Origin of the sequence: Rhizobium sp. BK456 (genome assembly GCF_014194045.1) — a bacterium.
GTDB lineage: Bacteria > Pseudomonadota > Alphaproteobacteria > Rhizobiales > Rhizobiaceae > Rhizobium > Rhizobium redzepovicii.
Map to the genome: position 1 here is coordinate 153,131 of NZ_JACIAO010000011.1, position 17,304 is coordinate 170,434.

Annotated in this window: 15 protein-coding genes and 1 tRNA gene; 10 read left to right on the forward strand and 6 right to left on the reverse strand. The window is 62.1% G+C overall.

Going from position 1 to position 17,304, the window contains the following annotated elements:
• The first annotated feature begins 7 nt into the window (after positions 1-7).
• The 6 genes from bcsA to FHX03_RS27015 all read left to right on the forward strand — a co-directional run bounded on the left by bcsA (position 8) and on the right by FHX03_RS27015 (position 9,010).
• A complete protein-coding gene (bcsA, locus tag FHX03_RS26990; protein WP_097627280.1) occupies positions 8-2,200 on the forward strand; it encodes a UDP-forming cellulose synthase catalytic subunit in 2,193 nt (730 codons plus the stop codon).
• Positions 2,197-4,650, forward strand: a complete 2,454-nt coding sequence (locus tag FHX03_RS26995) for a cellulose biosynthesis cyclic di-GMP-binding regulatory protein BcsB (RefSeq protein WP_097627119.1) — start codon at positions 2,197-2,199, stop codon at positions 4,648-4,650. The genes bcsA and FHX03_RS26995 overlap by 4 nt, the downstream gene beginning before the upstream one ends.
• Entirely contained in the window at positions 4,647-5,690 is a 1,044-nt protein-coding gene (locus FHX03_RS27000) for a glycosyl hydrolase family 8 (RefSeq protein ID WP_097627121.1), read from the forward strand. The genes FHX03_RS26995 and FHX03_RS27000 overlap by 4 nt, the downstream gene beginning before the upstream one ends.
• Complete coding sequence (locus tag FHX03_RS27005; protein WP_097627123.1) at positions 5,687-8,092, forward strand: cellulose synthase; 2,406 nt, start codon at positions 5,687-5,689, stop codon at positions 8,090-8,092. Before FHX03_RS27000 ends, FHX03_RS27005 begins: the two co-directional genes overlap by 4 nt.
• Positions 8,093-8,168: 76 nt before the next feature.
• Positions 8,169-8,837: an HAD family hydrolase gene (locus FHX03_RS27010; protein WP_097627125.1), complete on the forward strand. Its 669-nt coding sequence runs from the start codon at positions 8,169-8,171 to the stop codon at positions 8,835-8,837.
• 96 nt (positions 8,838-8,933) lie between these two features.
• A tRNA-Pro gene (locus FHX03_RS27015) sits at positions 8,934-9,010 on the forward strand.
• Positions 9,011-9,090: 80 nt separating this feature from the next.
• Here FHX03_RS27015 and FHX03_RS27020 read toward each other — a convergent pair.
• The gene (locus tag FHX03_RS27020) at positions 9,091-9,723 is read right to left on the reverse strand and encodes a class I SAM-dependent methyltransferase (RefSeq protein ID WP_097627127.1); all 633 of its coding nucleotides are present in this window, start codon (positions 9,721-9,723) and stop codon (positions 9,091-9,093) included.
• Between the two features lie 564 nt (positions 9,724-10,287).
• On the opposite strand from FHX03_RS27020, the gene FHX03_RS27025 reads away from it, so the two are divergent.
• The gene (locus FHX03_RS27025; protein ID WP_183856315.1) at positions 10,288-10,506 is read left to right on the forward strand and encodes a hypothetical protein; all 219 of its coding nucleotides are present in this window, start codon (positions 10,288-10,290) and stop codon (positions 10,504-10,506) included.
• Between the two features lie 2 nt (positions 10,507-10,508).
• Here the strand turns inward: FHX03_RS27025 and FHX03_RS27030 are convergent, their stop codons facing one another.
• Complete coding sequence (locus FHX03_RS27030; RefSeq protein ID WP_097627128.1) at positions 10,509-10,742, reverse strand: DUF982 domain-containing protein; 234 nt, start codon at positions 10,740-10,742, stop codon at positions 10,509-10,511.
• A gap of 196 nt (positions 10,743-10,938) precedes the next feature.
• Between FHX03_RS27030 and FHX03_RS27035 the strand changes: the two genes are divergently transcribed.
• Complete coding sequence (locus tag FHX03_RS27035; protein WP_029872887.1) at positions 10,939-11,151, forward strand: hypothetical protein; 213 nt, start codon at positions 10,939-10,941, stop codon at positions 11,149-11,151.
• A gap of 3 nt (positions 11,152-11,154) precedes the next feature.
• On the opposite strand, the gene FHX03_RS27040 is transcribed toward FHX03_RS27035, so the two are convergent.
• From FHX03_RS27040 to FHX03_RS27050, 3 genes are all read right to left on the reverse strand, one after another.
• Entirely contained in the window at positions 11,155-11,304 is a 150-nt protein-coding gene (locus FHX03_RS27040; protein ID WP_097627130.1) for a hypothetical protein, read from the reverse strand.
• A 92-nt stretch (positions 11,305-11,396) separates the two neighbouring features.
• Positions 11,397-11,690, reverse strand: a complete 294-nt coding sequence (locus FHX03_RS27045) for a helix-turn-helix domain-containing protein (RefSeq protein ID WP_097627132.1) — start codon at positions 11,688-11,690, stop codon at positions 11,397-11,399.
• A 49-nt stretch (positions 11,691-11,739) separates the two neighbouring features.
• A complete protein-coding gene (locus FHX03_RS27050; RefSeq protein ID WP_097627134.1) occupies positions 11,740-12,921 on the reverse strand; it encodes an ROK family transcriptional regulator in 1,182 nt (393 codons plus the stop codon).
• Between the two features lie 360 nt (positions 12,922-13,281).
• On the opposite strand from FHX03_RS27050, the gene FHX03_RS27055 reads away from it, so the two are divergent.
• Positions 13,282-15,039, forward strand: a complete 1,758-nt coding sequence (locus FHX03_RS27055; RefSeq protein WP_097627136.1) for a glycogen debranching protein — start codon at positions 13,282-13,284, stop codon at positions 15,037-15,039.
• Between the two features lie 20 nt (positions 15,040-15,059).
• On the opposite strand, the gene FHX03_RS27060 is transcribed toward FHX03_RS27055, so the two are convergent.
• Positions 15,060-15,674, reverse strand: a complete 615-nt coding sequence (locus FHX03_RS27060) for a GNAT family N-acetyltransferase (RefSeq protein WP_097627138.1) — start codon at positions 15,672-15,674, stop codon at positions 15,060-15,062.
• A gap of 177 nt (positions 15,675-15,851) precedes the next feature.
• Here FHX03_RS27060 and FHX03_RS27065 point away from each other — a divergent pair, with 177 nt between their 5' ends.
• Complete coding sequence (locus tag FHX03_RS27065) at positions 15,852-17,186, forward strand: extracellular solute-binding protein (protein ID WP_097627140.1); 1,335 nt, start codon at positions 15,852-15,854, stop codon at positions 17,184-17,186.
• Positions 17,187-17,304: the final 118 nt, after the last annotated feature.

A 17,304-nucleotide genomic window follows, 5' to 3' on the forward strand; every position in this document is an offset into this window, starting at 1 on the left:
AACGTCGATGCGCAAAGCCCGCAGTGTCTTCATATGGGCCGTGGTTTCGCTCTGCTTGATCGTGCTGATCACGCTGCCGGTCAACTTGCAGACCCAGCTCATCACCAGCATCACGGTGGTGACGGTGATGGCGCTGATCAAGGTCTTGAAGGGCGAGGGGACCTGGCGCCTGGTGGCGCTCGCCTTCGGCACCTCGATCGTGCTGCGCTATGTCTACTGGCGCACCACCAACACCCTGCCGCCGGTAAACCAGCCTGAGAATTTCATTCCCGGCCTGCTGCTCTATCTCGCCGAAATGTACAGCGTCGCGATGCTGGCGCTGAGCCTGTTCATCGTCGCCACACCGCTGCCGCCGCGCCCCTCGCGCGCCGCCAATCCCGGGCGTTTGCCGCATGTCGATGTCTTCGTTCCGTCCTATAACGAGGATGCCGGGCTTCTCGGCAACACGCTGGCGGCCGCCAAGGCCATGGATTATCCGGCCGAAAAGCTGCATGTCTGGCTGCTCGACGATGGCGGCACCCTGCAGAAGCGAAATTCCGGCAAGCTGCTCGAAGCCCAGGCCGCCGCTGCCCGCCATATCGAGCTGAAGAAGCTCTGCGAAGACCTCGACGTCAGCTATCTCACGCGCGACCGAAACGAGCACGCCAAGGCCGGCAATCTGAATAACGGCATGAAACATTCGACTGGCGAACTCATCGCCGTCTTCGATGCCGACCACGCGCCGGCCCGCGATTTCCTGCTCGAGACCGTCGGCTACTTCGAAGACGACCCGAAGCTTTTCCTTGTTCAGACTCCGCACTTCTTCATCAATCCCGATCCGCTGGAGCGCAACCTGCGCACCTTCGACAAGATGCCGAGCGAGAACGAAATGTTCTACGGCATCATCCAGCGCGGCCTCGACAAATGGAACGCCGCCTTCTTCTGCGGTTCGGCGGCGGTCCTGAGCCGCAGGGCGCTCGACTCCCAGAACGGCTTTTCCGGCATCAGCATCACCGAGGATTGCGAGACGGCCTTAGCGCTCCACGGCAGCGGCTGGAACAGCATCTATGTCGACAAGCCGCTGATCGCCGGCCTGCAGCCCGCCACCTTCGCAAGCTTCATCGGCCAGCGCAGCCGCTGGGCGCAGGGCATGATGCAGATCCTGCGCTTCCGCTTCCCGCTGCTGAAACGCGGCCTGTCGATCCCGCAGCGCCTCTGCTACATGTCCTCCACGCTGTTCTGGCTCTTCCCGTTCCCGCGCACGATCTTCTTGTTTGCACCGCTCTTCTACCTGTTCTTCGATCTGGAAATCTTCACAGCCTCCGGCGGCGAGTTCCTTGCCTATACGCTTGCCTACATGCTGGTGAACCTGATGATGCAGAACTACCTCTACGGGTCGTTCCGCTGGCCATGGATTTCCGAACTCTACGAATATGTTCAGACTGTGCATCTGCTGCCGGCGGTCATCTCCGTCATGCTCAATCCGAGGAAGCCGACCTTCAAGGTCACCGCCAAGGACGAATCGATCGCCGTCAGCCGCCTGTCCGAGATCAGCCGCCCGTTCTTCGTCATCTTTGCGGTGCAGATCATCGCGCTCGTCATCACCATCTATAGAATCTATGCCGAGCCCTATAAGGCCGACGTCACCCTTGTCGTCGGCGGCTGGAACCTCATCAACCTGATCATGGCCGGCTGCGCGCTTGGTGTCGTGTCCGAGCGCGGCGAGCGCGCCTTGTCCCGCCGCGTCCGCGTCAACCGGCGCTGCGAATTCGGCGCCAACGGCAAGTGGTATACCGCCTCGATCGAGGACGTCTCGGTCCATGGCGCCAGGCTCCACATCTTCAACAAGCAACTCGACGAGATGCTGGTCGGTGCCCTCGGTGAAATCCGCTTCCGGCCCTATAGCGGTGCGGAACTGGAAACCCTGCCGCTGATCGTCCGCAACATCGAGCCGTCGGGCGACATCAGCAATGTCGGCTGCCAGTACGTGCCGAAAAGCGCGCTCGACCACCGCCTGATCGCAGACCTGATGTTTGCCAACTCGGGCCAGTGGACCGAGTTCCAGGCCTCGCGCCGCCGCAATCCGGGCCTGATCCGCGGCACCATTTGGTTCCTCGGTCTGTCGTTCTACCAGACGAGCCGCGGCCTCGTTTATTTCTTCCGCAGTATGCGGCCGGAACGCGAAGCCCAGCAGCAGGCCGCAAAGGTCAACGCCGGATGAGAAGCATCGTCGCTGCCTCGCTTTTCCTGCTGAATGCCTCCGCCTTCGCCCAGGCGCAGACGGCACCCTTCGACATGTCCGGGGAGCGTCCGCCCGGCGCCGCCGTTGCCCCGAGACAGACACCGCCGGCTCCGCCGGCAGCGGCTGCGCCGGTTCCCGTCACGCCCCCGGTTACCGTATTGCCGGCACCGGCACCCCAGGCGACACCTGCTCCTGCTCCTACACCGGTTCCCCCGGCAATCGCCGTTCAGCCGGCGCTGCAGCCGGCCGCGGCGGCGAATACGGCTCCGGTTCAGCGCCCCAACAGTATCCGTCGCTATGTCGTTCCCTTTTCGAAGCTCGGTCTCAGCGGTGAATATGATCGGCGGTCATGGTCCGTCTACCTGACGCAGGAACAGGCGGCCGCAAAGGCGAGCTTCACCTTCGCCTACCAGAATTCGATCGTCGTCGCGCCTGAGGCCTCGGCGCTGACCGTCTATCTCAACAATCGCCCGATCGGCCAGCAGCGCGTCGGCTCGCCGGACGGCCCGTCGGCCGTCACCTTCGCGGTTCCGCCAGGCCTGCTGCAGCCGGGCGCCAATGTCGTTACCTTCGAAGCCGCCCAGCGCCACCGCACCGATTGCAGCATCCAGTCGACCTATGAATTGTGGTCGAATATCGATCCGGCCGGAACCTATCTGAGCTTTGCCGGCAGCGATGCCGCAGAGCCGGCGAGCGCCGATGCGATCCGCGCCATCGGCGTCGACGGCGCCGGCAAGACCGAGTTCGACATCGTCGTCCCGGCGCTGGAGCAGCCGGGCACCACCAAGCCGCTACTGCGGCTGGCGCAGGGCCTCTCCGTGCTGAGCAGCATGCCGAACCAGGTCTTTGCCTTCAGCACTGCTTCGCTTCCGGCCGGCGGGCCGGGTAAGCTCAGTGTGCTCGTCGGTACCGCGGCGGAACTGCGGCCGCTCTTTCCGGGCCTGCCGCCCGGCGCCGAAAGTGCGGCACTCGCCGCTTTCGTCACCGATCCGCGCAGCGGCTCACCGGTGCTTCTGATCAGCGGCCCGTCCTGGCCGGCAGTCTCATCGGCGATCGATACCATCGTCTCCCCGACCGACAGATCCGCAGATATCCGCCGCGACGTGCTGACCACCGAACGCTGGAGCGCGCCGAACGCGCCGCTGGTCTTTTCCGATACCAACATCGCTTTGTCTCAGCTCGGCGTGAAGACCACCGAATTTTCCGGCCGGCGGTTGCGGACCAGCTTCAACATCGCCGTGCCGGCGGATTTTTATGCCAATGCCTATGGCGAGGCGAAGGTGCTGCTCGACGCCGCCTATACCGACAACGTCCTGCCCGGCAGCCACATCGATATCTACGTCAACGACAATATCGCCTCCACCGTGCCGATCACCACGACAACAGGCGGCATTCTGCGCCATCTGCCGATCCGCGTGACGATGCGGCACGTCAAGCCCGGCCTGAATACGGTGGCGATCGAGGCGATCCTGATGACCAAGGACGATGCGGCTTGCGCGCCTGGCGCGACAGCCGGCGCCAATCCCCGCTTTGCCCTGTTCGATACCTCAGAGCTGCAGATGCCGGATTTCGCCCGCGTCGGTCAGCGGCCGAATCTGGCCGCCATGGCCGGCACCGCCTATCCCTATGGCCGGGCCACCGAACCGATGCCGCTGTTCATCGACCGCGTCGACGCCGACACGCTTTCGGCCGCCGCGACCCTGCTCGGCCAGATGGCGATCATGGCCGGCCATCCGATCCCCGTGGAAACCGTTGCCTCGCCGAATACGATCGGAGATCGTGACGCGATCTTCATCGGCTCGATCTCGCAGATGCCGACAACTGCGCTGTCGCAGACCAATATAGCAACGGCGAGCCAGGCCTCATGGCGTCCAGTGACGGATGCGCAGACGGGCGTCGTCGACACCGGTACGGCCTTCGAGGAATGGAATTCCAAGGTCAGCGGCGGTGTCTTTCGCACCCGGATGATTGCCTTCCGCGAGTGGCTGTGGCGCAATTTCGATATTTCCCGCAGCTCGCTGCAATTCGTGCCGGGCGCCGAGGAAATCTTTACGCCGCCCAACACCGCTTCGCTTCTGGTGGCCCAGGGCTCCAGCCCCGCGGGAGCGGGCTCCTGGACCGTGGTGGCGGCGCCATCGGCGAAGGATCTGCGTGAAGGGGTCGAGGTTCTGACCTCGCAGCTGAACTGGCCGCAGTTGTCGGGCCACATCACCACCTATTCCAGCAAGACCGGCAAGATCGAGGCGTTGCCCGTCACCCGTTTCGATTTCGTGCCGTCGACGCCCTGGTCGATCGCCAACTATCGCCTGATCGCCGCCAACTGGTTGTCGACGAATATCCTCTCTTATGCCTCGCTGCTGGTCGTCTTCGTGCTCCTGATCGGCGTCACCACGTCGACGATGCTGAAGAAGCTGGGCCGGTCGAAATGAGGCGGTGGCGCGCGCTTCTGCTGGCGGCCTCTGTCGCGGTTGCACCGGGCCTGCCGGCTACCGCGCAGCAGGCGATGATTAATGCCGACGCCTGGTCGGCCTACAAGGCGAAGTTTCTCGATCCGAGCGGCCGCATCGTTGACAACGGCAACGGCAACATCAGCCACAGCGAAGGGCAGGGCTACGGCCTGCTGCTCGCCTATCTCTCGGCAAGCCCCGCCGATTTCGAGCAGATCTGGTATTTTACCCGCACCGAGCTGCTGCTGCGCGACGACGGCCTGGCCGTTTGGAAATGGGATCCGAACGTCAAGCCGCACGTGGCCGACACCAACAATGCCACCGACGGCGACATGCTGATCGCCTATGCTTTGGCGCTTGCCGGCACGGCATGGAAACGTGAAGATTATATCCTCGCTGCCTCCCGCATGGCGCAGGCGCTGCTTGCCGAAACCGTCGGCAGCTCGCAGGGCCGCACCTTGCTGATGCCGGGAACCGAAGGGTTTACCGGCAGCGACCGCGACGATGGTCCGGTCGTCAACCCGTCCTACTGGATTTATGAGGCGATCCCGGTGATGGCAGCGCTCGCGCCGTCGGATGCCTGGAAAAAACTGTCGGACGATGGCGTGGAACTGTTGAAGACGATGCAGTTCGGCCCGCGCAAGCTTCCTGCCGAATGGGTGAGCCTGCACGACAAGCCGCGGCCGGCAGAGGGGTTCGACGCCGAATTCGGCTACAACGCCATCCGCATCCCGCTATATCTCGCCCGCGGCGGCATCACCGATAAGGCACTGCTCGTCCGCCTGCAAAAGGGGATGTCGCAAGACGGCGTTCCCGCCACGATCGATCTGACCACCGGCCGGCCGAAGACCGTGCTGTCGGACCCCGGTTATCGAATTGTTAACGATGTTGTGGCCTGTGTTGTCGATGGGACCAGGCTGCCGAGTTCGGCGCTGCAGTTTGCCCCTGCGCTCTATTATCCGTCCACCCTTCAACTGCTGGGGCTGGCCTATATCGGGGAGAAGCATCCGGAGTGTCTGTGAAGTCTTCTCTCGTGGCGGTTTCAGCGGCAGTGGTGGTGGCAAGCCTTGTCACCGGACTGAAGGACCGTGCCGCTCTGCAGGAAAGGTTCGGCCTTGGCTCTGCCGGCAAGCCGGCGCCGGAACTGATGATGATGGGCCGTATCAAGCCGAACGATGCTGCCGGCAATTCCGAATTCAATGCGCAACTCGTCGCCGACAAGATCGAGGCGATCACGTCCCCGCCGCCATCGGCATCGGATACTTCAGATCCGAATGCCGTCGCGCAGCAGCCAGAACCGCCGCAATCAGCCGCGCCTCAATCTGCGCCCCCATCCGCGCCAGAACCCACGCCTCAGCCGACGGCTTCTCCGTCCCCGGTCACGCCTGCCATCGTGTCCGAGCCTCCAGCGCCGCAGCAGGCCGTCGCCCCGACGCAGCCTGCTGTCGATGAAAGCGCGCTTCGTTATTTCGCCAGCCGCGGCGACAAAGTGCGCCTGCAGGCCGAGATCTCTCGCCTTCAGGCGCTCTACCCGAACTGGGTTCCGCCGGCCGATCCGCTCGCCGTGCCGCAGAACGGCGACAAACAGCTCGAGGCCATGTGGCAGCTTTATTCCGATGGCCGATACGCCGAGCTGCGCAGGGCGCTCGCCGACCGTCAGGCAGCCGATGCCGGATGGCAGCCGCCGGCCGATCTGCTCGAGCGGCTCGCTGTCGCCGAGGACCGCGCCCGCCTCATCAATGCTTCCGACCTCAAGCAATATGCGACGGTGGTCGATATCGCAGCCACAACGCCGAGCCTGCTCACCTGCAGCGAGGTCGACGTCCTTTGGCGTGTCGCCGAAGCCTTCATCCAGACGAAGAGGCAGCAGCGCGGCCAGGACGCCTACAGCTATATCCTGAAGAACTGCCCCAATCCGGCCGAGCGGCAGGCGACTGTGGAAAAGGCCTCGACACTGCTTGCCTACCAGCCGATGCAGGCGCTGCTGGCGCTGGAGAAGCCCGCTGCCGACGGCAGCAAGGAATTCGACGCGATCCGCGACAATCTCGCCCGGCGCTTCATGGCCGAAGGCAATGACGATCCGAAGCTCGCCATCGCGCCCGAATATGTCGCCCGCCTCGAAAAACTCGCCGGGACCGAGGGGCTTGCCTCGGATGCGCTGCTGCTCGGCTGGTACCAGCTTCGCCGCAACAACGATCCTGAGGCGGAGAAGTGGTTCCGCGCCGCCCGCGCCAAGGAGGATACGGCCGCCGCTTCGCAGGGGCTGGCGCTGGCGCTGATCGCCCGCAAGGCGCCTCAGGAAGCCGAGGACGTGATGTTCCGCTGGCGTGCGGATTCCGACGATGCGAGCGCCACCTATCTCGCCGCGACCGCCAATCTGATGGCGCTGCAGCCCCCGGCCGATCTCGCCGAAGACGTGCTGCATCGCATCGCCGCCGAAGTTATCGCCCGGAAATACGTGCCGACGGCGCAGCAATTCGGCTGGTATGCCCGCTCGCTCAACCAGTTCCAGACCGCCGCGCGCTGGTTCGAGACCGCACTCGTCTGGAAGCCCGATGACGAACCGTCGGCCTATGGCCTTGTCGTCACCCGCGAGCAACTGGGTGACCGCAAGGGTGTGCTCGAGCTTCAGCGCGCCTGGGCCGGACGGTCGGCCCGGATCATCAATCTCGAAGACACCTCATCGCTGATGCCGAATGGGGGCGCGGTGCCGCCGGAGAAGGGCACGCTTGCCCCGCAGCAGCCGGTTCAGCCGACGCAGCCGGTGCAACGCCCTGCCACGGCGGCCGAGCCGCTTCCGGCCGAACGCCGCACCCCGCTGCAGCCGGAGCCCGATGTGGCCGTTCGCCCGGCAAGGCCGGCGATGCAGACGGTGACCGTTGCGCGCGGTTCGCGCCAGACACGCGGCTGCTCGACGACCTTCGATGCGGGTCAGCTCAGCCCGGCCAATGCGCTGTCGCGCGGCTGGTGCCTGATGGATATCAATCGGCCGATGGAGGCCATCTCGGCCTTCGAGGCGGCATTGCAGAGCCCGGTCCGCAAAGACCGTGAAGACGCAGCCTACGGCCAGAGCCTTGCCTATCTGCGCGCCGGCCTTTCCAGCAACGCCGCCGTTGCCGCCACCAAGGCGCCGCAGAACCGCCAGCGCGCCGCTGAGCTGCAGGTGGCGATCCTCGCCGACCGCGCGCTTTCGGCCTTCGATGCCGGGCGTTATCGCGAGACCCTGATCTATCTCGATCAGCGCGCCCAGCTACAGCAGGAACGCATCGACCTGATGGTTCTGCGCGGCTATTGCTACCTCAATCTCAAAATGTATGGCGATGCGACCCGTATCTTCGAAGCCGCTGCCGCGACCGGCAGCCGCGACGCTGCCCGCGGTCTGGCCGACGTTCGCAACGTCACCCATCCCGACGTCAACGACTAGCGTTGACGCCGCCGCCGCTCTCCGCTACTCGCCTGTGCAGGGGTCGCCCCGGCCTCGCACCCGCAAGGAACGCCCCGTGCCCGCTCTCCACGATATCCTCGACAGATCCTATGACGCCTTCCTTTTCGACATGGACGGGACGCTGTTGAATTCCATCGCCGTCGTCGAACGCGTCTGGAGCGAATGGGCAAGGCGCCATGGCTTCGAACCGGAGGTCTTTCTGAAGACCATCCACGGCATTCGCGCCTCCGACGTCATCCGCGGGCTCGGCCTTCCCGGCGTCGATCCGGCCCATGAGGCGGACTTGCTGCTCGTCGAGGAGATGGAGGATGTCTCCGGCATCGTCGAAATCCCCGGCGCCATCCGCTTCCTCTCCGCCATTGCCGACGGCAAATGGGCGATCGTCACCTCGGCGCCGATCGAGCTTGCCAGGCGCCGCATGGCCGCCGCCGGCATCCCGATGCCGAAGGTCATCGTCAGCGGCCAGGAGGTCAAATCGGGCAAGCCCAGCCCCGAAGGCTATCTGCTCGGCGCCAGCCGTCTTGGCGTCGATCCCGCGAAATGCCTGGTCTTCGAAGACGCCGTCGCCGGCATCCTCGCCGGCGAAGCCGCCGGTGCCGACGTGACCGTCATTACCGAAACCCACGCCACCCCCTTCGAGACCCCACATTTCTCGATCGCCAACTACCAGGCATGGCAGCCCCGCCATACCGCCGAAGGCCGGCTGACGCTCGCGGCGATCTGATCAATTAGACAAACCGCCTCTTTTTGTGGGAGGCGAGTTTTTCCGCTTGCATTGCACGCGCCGAAAAACTAAACGAAGCAAGCCGTTTCGGCAGGTCGGGGCGTAGCGCAGCCCGGTAGCGCACTTGACTGGGGGTCAAGGGGTCGCTGGTTCGAGTCCAGTCGCCCCGACCATTTATCCCCTTGAAATCCAGTCAGAACATCACGTTTCGTATGGCGGCGCTCTCGCGGCCATTGCGGAAAACGGTTGATCTTCAGTGCGGTTTCTGGGCAATCGCGATCATCGATTTTGCCAGCAGCGGAATCCTCCCGACATATTCGAAGTCGACGTCTTCGAAACCTGTTTCATGCAGCAGCGTGCTCAGCGTTTCCGGAGACCAGAATTTGATATGGCCATGGTCCTTGAGGGGCATGAAATGATCGTCCATCTTGCCGCTGACGGCCAAGGCCAGATTTTTCCAGTAACCGTGAAAAGGCGTCGACATGACCGCGATGCCGCCGGGCCTCACCAGATCGTACATGGTGGCCGAGAACGCCTTGGGATCATAAACGTGCTCCACCACCTCGAGGCTGATCACCGCATCGAAGGTCCCGTACCGGCTGGAGAGATCTTCGTAACCGGAGCCGATTTCCAGCGGCAGATCCGGATGGGCCGTTCTCGCTTTTGCGATACCGTCCTCGGAGGGATCGACACCGGTGACATCATAGCCCTTTCCTGCAAGCACGGCCGCAGCACCGCCGGCACCGCAACCGAGGTCGAAGACCGATGTTTCTTTTGCCTCCTGAAAACTGTTCTCAAGAACATCGACTACGGCCGGCAGAATATAGGAATGGGCCGTCGCCGGTTTAGCATGCACATAGGTCGTCGCGTCTAGTTCGATAGACATTTTACCTCCTGGAGAAAATGAGCCCGCCAACCCAATAATACGCAACACAATCGTACGGCGGAGTTTGACGGCAGTGTGGTGTCGTTGTGGTATTAAAGTGATTAGCGCAGGAGGCGCTCGCGGCAGCTGAGGATGGCGGTTGGCGGATATGCGCATTCGGCTAGGCTAGCCGTCATCTCACGAACGAAGGGCGCCGGCGCTCGCCGATGGGAGATCCTGAAGCCGATTGACAGGGTGCAGGGAAGATGATGAAACGTGGCGCAAATCGGATTTCACTTTGCCGGGACGGGTACCCAGTCGTCGTTTCGACTTCGATATTGCGACCATTTGCAGTAAATAACGCTATGAAATACCCTTTGTGGGTGTGGAATCAAATAAATCTATTAGTTCTTTTTGGTACGCTTTGAGTTACGGAGCTGTTATTTGTTGCCTTTTGTTAAGGTTATACCAAGATTAAGTATGAGATACGCAATTTCGAATCTAAAAAACGTGAAACCTCTTCGCTTTCATGCGAATATGTGTAGATTAAAAGCGTCCCTGTCACAAATAGCCTAGTGCGAGCGCATGGCGGAAATGAAGCAGAATATCACTTGCAGGCAAGCCCTCGCCGGCGCATTCCAGGCTTTGTCCGAGGAGGCCGTTAAGGCTGGCTGGTCGGAGGGCGATGTCGCCCTCGCGCTTGCTGAACTTGCCGAGGAGCAGGTGATCGAGGTGACCGCCAAGGTGATTATGGAAGGCTCCATTCACCCCCAGCTCGCCGCCGCCAGCCGCCACAGCAGCTGATCTCACAGCAGCAATCCCGCCGTCTTCGCCGCTGTGATGAAGGAAGCCTGTGCGGCGCGCGGGCTGCGCAGCCCGTCGAGCGCGTCCAGGCAATGCTGGCGCGCGACGCGATAGTGACGCCCACGCTTGCTCGGCCATTGTTTGAGATATTCGACGGCTTCCCAGACGGTGGACACGATCAGGCTGCTCTCTGGAGAAAACACCCGGATGGGGGAGGGGAAGCGTATTTCACTCAACGTCTGCACTCACTGATTATTGCCACAGGGCGGCGTCAAAACGCGCGGGACGAAAATTTGTTCCCGGATTTTGTTTCGTGGAAATTTGCGCAGTTGCTAAAATTCAAGCCGTCGCGCATAATCATTTCTGTCGGTTGCGGAGGGCGGCCGGCGATGCAAGCGTGGATGCGTTTGCCCTCGGAGGGAATGCGGCGTGATGTTACGGTCATCAATTCATCCGCATGATTTGCCGCTGTTTTCGGAAGATCTCGATCTGCTTTCGCAGGTGCTCGACAAGGTCTGCGATGAACGCGGCCTCGCCAGGACGACACCCGAGGCCGAGCGCATCGGTGCGGTCATCATTCAGCTCTACAGGCAGGGCGTGAAGGACGGCGGCAAACTCGCCGACCTGGCAAAGACCTACCTCTGACGTTCAGTTCTGCTCGATCGAGACACCGTTCTTGCCGATGCTCATCTCAATCCCCTGCGGCTTGCTTTCCTCACGGTAGATATAAGTACCGAGGCCGATGACGGTGACGACGAGAACGCCGATGAGAACGTAGAGACCATTCCTGCTGTTCAAATGACTGCCCTCAAATATCTGATAGGACAGCGGAAACGGCCAAGTGTCGGATTGGTTCCGCAACCAACAGGATGAATTGAGCCCGCGCCGGCCTAATCGTCGTTTGCGGCGTTGAGGTTTTCCGGCCGGATACCGTCGTCGCTGACGGTGCGCGCACGCAACCGGATGCCGGGGCCGCCTTCATCCTGATTGCCGCTCGACAGGAAGATGATGCCGTGCGCCTCCAGCGTGCTGCGCACATCGAACAGCGCGTGCGGCTCGCCCGCAAATTCGCCGTTTTCCAGCGCCGTCACGGTCTCCACAGGCAGGCCGGTTGCGGCGGCGAGCTCTTCGATACTCATCCCGATCATGGCGCGCGCGCCGCGTATCTGTGTCGCTGTTATCATGGCGGAAAATCTAGCGCATTTACCGCAGTTCTCAAGTGGCGCAGGCCGATCAAGTATCCTTCAATTTCACGCCGAACAGATCGTCGTGCATGCGCTCGACCGCGACCCCCATGCCTCCCATGAGGGCGGCCCGGTTCCCAAACCGGCTGATCTCGATGCGCGGCGGATAAGGCGTGCAGCGCGGCAGGAAACCCCGGATGGCGTTTACCAATTCCGGTCTTGCGCCGATGCTGCCGCCGGTGATCACCAGTTCGGGATCGAGAGTTGCTCCGATGGCGGCAATGGCGAGCGCCACTAGCCTTGCCGTCTCTTCGATTGCGGCGACGGCGCTGGCATCGCCTGCATTGAAGGCGTTGAAGAGATCGGCCACGGTGGCAGCGTTGCGCCCGCCGAAGCCGGTGTAGCGGCGTAACATCGCGACGCTGCCGACTGCACTCTCGAAGGTCCCGAGCGTAAACCCGCCGGGATCGAAAACATCGCCGCCGATCGGGAGATAGGCGATCTCGCCGGCCGCGCCACGCGCGCCACGCAGCAGTGCGCCATTGGCGATGATGCCCATGCCGACGCCCGTTCCGAGCGCGACGAAGGCAAAATTGCCGGTTTCGACACCGTGTCCCCGCCATTTCTCGCCTTGCGCGGCGAGGTTGACGTCATTTTCGACGATCACCGGAATGCCCATTCTGTCGGAGAAGACCTGCCGCAGATTGATCGCGTCGATGCCGGGGATATTCGGCGCCACATTGATATGGCCGGTGGCCGGATCGAGCACGCCGGGACTGCCCAGAACGACGAGACGGAGCTTGTCGGCAGTCGTTCCGGCTGCAAGCAAGAGTTCGACGATGAGATCGCTGAATTGATTGACGAGATGCATTCCGCCGCGGGGGTCGGTGGCCACTTTGGTTTCGGCTATGATGTTACCTAGCAGATCGCAGATCGCCGCAGCGATCTTGGTGCCGCCGAGATCGATGGAGACCGCAAGACCCGCCCTGGCGTTGAGTTCATACGTAATCGCATTGCGGCCCGGGCGGCCATCGGTCTGGCCGACAGGTTTCAACCATCCATCATCCTCGAGGTCGCGCACGACATCGGAAATCGTCTGTTTCGAAAGGCCGGTCAGCTTGGCAATGTCGGCGCGGGAAATCGAGCCGCTCGCCAACACGGTCCGGATCACGGCATGAGTTGAGATTTTTCGTGCGATGGGCGTCTGCGTGGCAGAAAGTGTCAGTGCCATCGGCTAGCTCTTCCAGTTAGTTCGGAGCATATACCTAATCAGGGGTCGATATTGACCCGAAACCCTCGTAGAAAGGAGGGCTTCGGCTCAACTTCGTCATATAAGCGGATTTCAGTACACCCAAGGTGGAGATTTGTCTATGTCCTTGACAAATGGGAGGTCGCCTGTAGGCTGATATCAACGTGCAATGAAATGCACGGCGAAATAAAGAGGGTCGAGGACAAGTATGCGCCACCCGCATTGTCTGGATAGCCGCGCGCTCGCCAAGGTCGCCCGAAGAGGAGCAGGCCCCGGCTTGTCCCTCTATTGCTCTCTTTCGCGTTCTGCAGCCTCTTCAACTTCGCTGTGGGGGGATTATCGATGATAAAGCCCTCGACCGATGGACAGCTTTCCGCCGAACAAGGCGTTTTACTGCCTATAATGGCGCCGCGCCTTCAGGCCGATGTTCATCCGGACGGATATGCTGATCTCGCCCTCTGGGGCGCCGGCAGTCTGGGGCGCGTGAGGTTTTCCGCCATCGCTGGCCCTTATACCTATGCGCCGAACCGAATGGTCTCCAGGCAGGGCGGCATATTCGTCGCGCAGTCGCTGCCGGTGATGTTGATCAGCGGCGCACGCCTTCAGGGCGTATATCCGGCGCGTCGTTGCGCCTGGTGGCATGAGCCGGATGGGGACGGCGCGAGCGCGAAGGTTACTCGGGGGCCCCATCGGCAGACTGCCGAAATGGGCTGGGGTGTCCTCATCGTGGACGTTCTCGGTTCCGATTTGCGGATTGCCGTCGGCGCCTCCAGAGACGAAGCCGAGAGGGCTCTCAGCCTCGCCAGCGAAGCGATCGTTGCCGAAGCCGCCGAATATGTCGCGCGTTGCGATCTGGCGCCCGACGCCGACCCGCTGATGCGCAGCATGGTCAGCCAGGGCATCCATGCCGCGCTTTCCAGCATCAGGCGCGACGAAAACGGCGCCTTCGCCGGTCTTGCCGCGGGGCAGGCCTACAGTGCCCCGGCGCGGACCTATTACCGCGACGGCTATTGGACGATGCAGCCGCTTTTGACGCTCGCACCGGAGGCGGTGCGCGACGAGATCCGGCTGCTTGCCAAGGGGGTGCAGCCGGATGGAGAAGCCCCGAGCGGGGTGATCTTGACCGGGCCTGCGCAATCGGAGGCGTGGCAGCGCTTTGTCGAAGACAGCAAGGCCAATCCCAAAACCCACAAAAAGGCGGTCCCGGAATACCACAACCGTCCGCAAGACTGGTGGAGCGACCACTTCGACAGCCCGCTTTTTTTCATCCTGTTCATCGACGACTACGTCAGGGCCACGAAGGACCTCGCCGAGGCGCAGCTGCACTGGCCGATCGTTCGGGCAATCGTCGACCGCTATCTCAGCCTGGCCGGCCCCGACAGCGTCCTGCCGGTAAAGCCACGTAACGATCGGGATTGGGCCGACAACGTCTATCGCGAGGGCCTGGTCTCTTATGATCTCGGTCTTTTCATCGGCGCCATGGATGCGGTGGCAAGGCTTGGCGACGGTCTGGATCCGGCTCTTGCCGAACGCGCGGGCAGGACCGCAAATCTGGCCCGCCAGGAGATCGAGGCCAAGCTCTTCGTCCCGGCAACGGGAGGATATGTCGACTATGGAACGCCTGGCGCTTTTGTCGAGGATCATCTGGCTCTCGACAGCCTGACCTTGTCGCGGTTCGGCGCAATTTCAAAACAGCAGGCCATTGGCTTGCTGAGAGCCTTTGAAAGCCAGCTGGAAACGCGCAACAATCACGAGCAGCCCTATGGCAGCTGGGGTGTAATGTGCGCCTATCCGCCCTTCAAGCGGCCAAGCGATCTGCGATCCAAGACGGCGTTTCCCTACCGCTACCACAATGGCTCGGACTGGCCCTATTGGGATGGCGCCTATGCCGAAGAACGCCTTCGCCACGGACTTGGAGGGGCGCGTTACGCCCTGACGCGCTGGTGGGAAACCTGTCTCGACAATGGCTGGATCGGTGCGGTGGAATATTTCTCGCCGCCCTATGGGCGCGGCTCGCTGCTTCAGGGCTGGAGCGCCATGCCGGCGGCAGTCGTTTTGAAATATGGGCTTGACGCCGCAAATGCGGAGCCAATCTCATGAGCATGACGGCTCGGTCGGTTCTACTCGGGTCTCTTATCAATCCGCATGGCGAAGGCGACGGAGCCATCGCGTTCGAGTTCGGAAAAGCCAAGATGACGGTAGAAACCTCTGGCGCGTTCGTTGTTCGGATCGACACCGAGATGCACCGCTCCGACTCCGTGATTGCGGAGCGCTTCAAGCTCGGTGCTGATCATCCTGCGCCCCCAGCCGCCGGCCTGAAGTCCGGGAAGAATGTTGATGTGAAGATGCGCCGGGTAGTCGTCTTGAAGCCACGTCGTTCCGCTGCGCGGATTTTGAATTCGTTCGAGCACGTCGGCATCGCGCGGACGGTTGGGCGTCAGCCCGGCGACCTGCTGTCGGACGAACGGCCACCAGTCTGCTTTCAGATCTTTGTCGAACCCGACAGTATCGGGCGTCCCGACGACATAGCCGACCGGCCGGTTGCCCTGAACCAGAACAAAGGCAAAGTCTCTGGCAAATTTGAGGTAGGGTACCGACCAGATGTAACCGGGCAGATGCGGGTCGCTGTAAAGCGCGCTGGCATCTTCGCCGCCATTGGCGGTTTTCAGGCAGATGTCGAAAAGAGCGTCGATATCGGCTTCAATCGCCGGGCGGATGAAGCAGTTGCTGTCCATCGTTTTGCCACCTCCTGCGTGGCGCTTTGTCATTCTGGATCGCGAGAGGGGCCGATGCAGTGACGATTACCCCAGATTCGCCAACCAGGCAAAGCTCTGGGGAAAGAAAACGTTCGGCCGGCGCCAGGTGCGAGGCCCGGACGGGGAGTGGAGAATAAACCAAATGAGGTGGAGCAGATGAACAGAACCGTGAGATCGATCAGCATACTGCCGGCATACCGATTGAAAGCAGCTGTCGCGCTCGCCGGCGCGGCGCTTGTGAGTTTCGGCCTTTCCGCCGCCCGGGCCGACGATCTGGCCGTGTGGGATGACCAGACCTTCGAAGGCCAGAGCGCGGTCATCGAGCAACTGAATAAGGATTTCGAAGCCGCGCATCCCGGTGTCACGATCAAACGCACTGCGCGCACTTTCGATGACATGAAGCTGACGCTGAAACTTGCAGTTTCGGCGGGCGATGGCCCTGTCATCACCAAGGTCAACCAGGGCGCCGGCGACATGGGCGCGATGGTCAAGGAAGGCTTGCTCCTGCCGGTCGACGAGTACATTCAGAAATATGGCTGGGATAAGCGGCAGTCCGATTCCGTGCTGGCCAGAGACCGCTGGGAGGGGGCGAAATTCGGGGTCGGTAAGACCTACGGCATATCAGGTCTCGGCGAGATCGTCGGCCTTTACTACAATAAGAAGATCCTCGACGACGCCGGCGTGGCGCTGCCGCAAACCTTCGAGGAGCTTTTGGCCGACCTCGACAAGCTGAAGGAAAAAGGCGTTGCGCCCTTCATGATGGGCTCCGCCAAGCAGCATCTTGCCCTGCACATGATCGGCGCTATCGATCAAGCGCATATTGACGCGGCCAATCGCGCCGAGCTTGACGACCTGATCTACGGCAAGGGCGGCTCCTGGAACACAAAGGGCAACATCGAATCGGCCAAACTCGTGCAGCAATGGGCGCAGGGCGGCTATTTCTACCCCGGTTTCGAGGGCATATCGGGTGACGACGCCGTCCAGCTGTTCATATCAGGGCAGGGCGCATTCCTGATCTCCGGAACCTGGTACTTCGGCGACATGCAAAACAATCCGGATATCGGCTTCATGGCCATTCCCGCTCCTAAGGGCGTTTCCAAGCCCATGAGCGTCGGCGGCGTCGATCTTGCCTGGGCGATAACCAGCCTTGCTAAAGACAAGGCGAAACAGGACCTGGCCGGCGAGTACATCGACTATATGGTGTCCGAAAAGGCCGCCGAAAGCTGGGCCGCTGCAGGCTATCTTCCTGCAACATCGCTCCCGGCGGATGCCAAGCCCAAGCTCACGCCGCTCCTGACCTCCGGCATCGAAATGTGGAAGACACTCAATGCCAACGATGCGCTCGGCCATTACCCCGATTGGTCGAGCCCGACGATGCTGAAGACAATCGACGACAACACGCCACTTCTCCTGTCCGGCAAGATTACGCCCGAAGCCTTTGTCGATGCCATGGACAAGGACTATCAGGCCTATTTGAAGGATAAGAAATAGGAAGTGCGGACGCCGGTCACGACCGCGCACTAGGCGGTCCTGCCGGCGTCCTATCCACCACGCTAAAATGAGCGCTGCGAGCTGACGACTTGCCGCACGATGACCAGAGCTTTGGCTT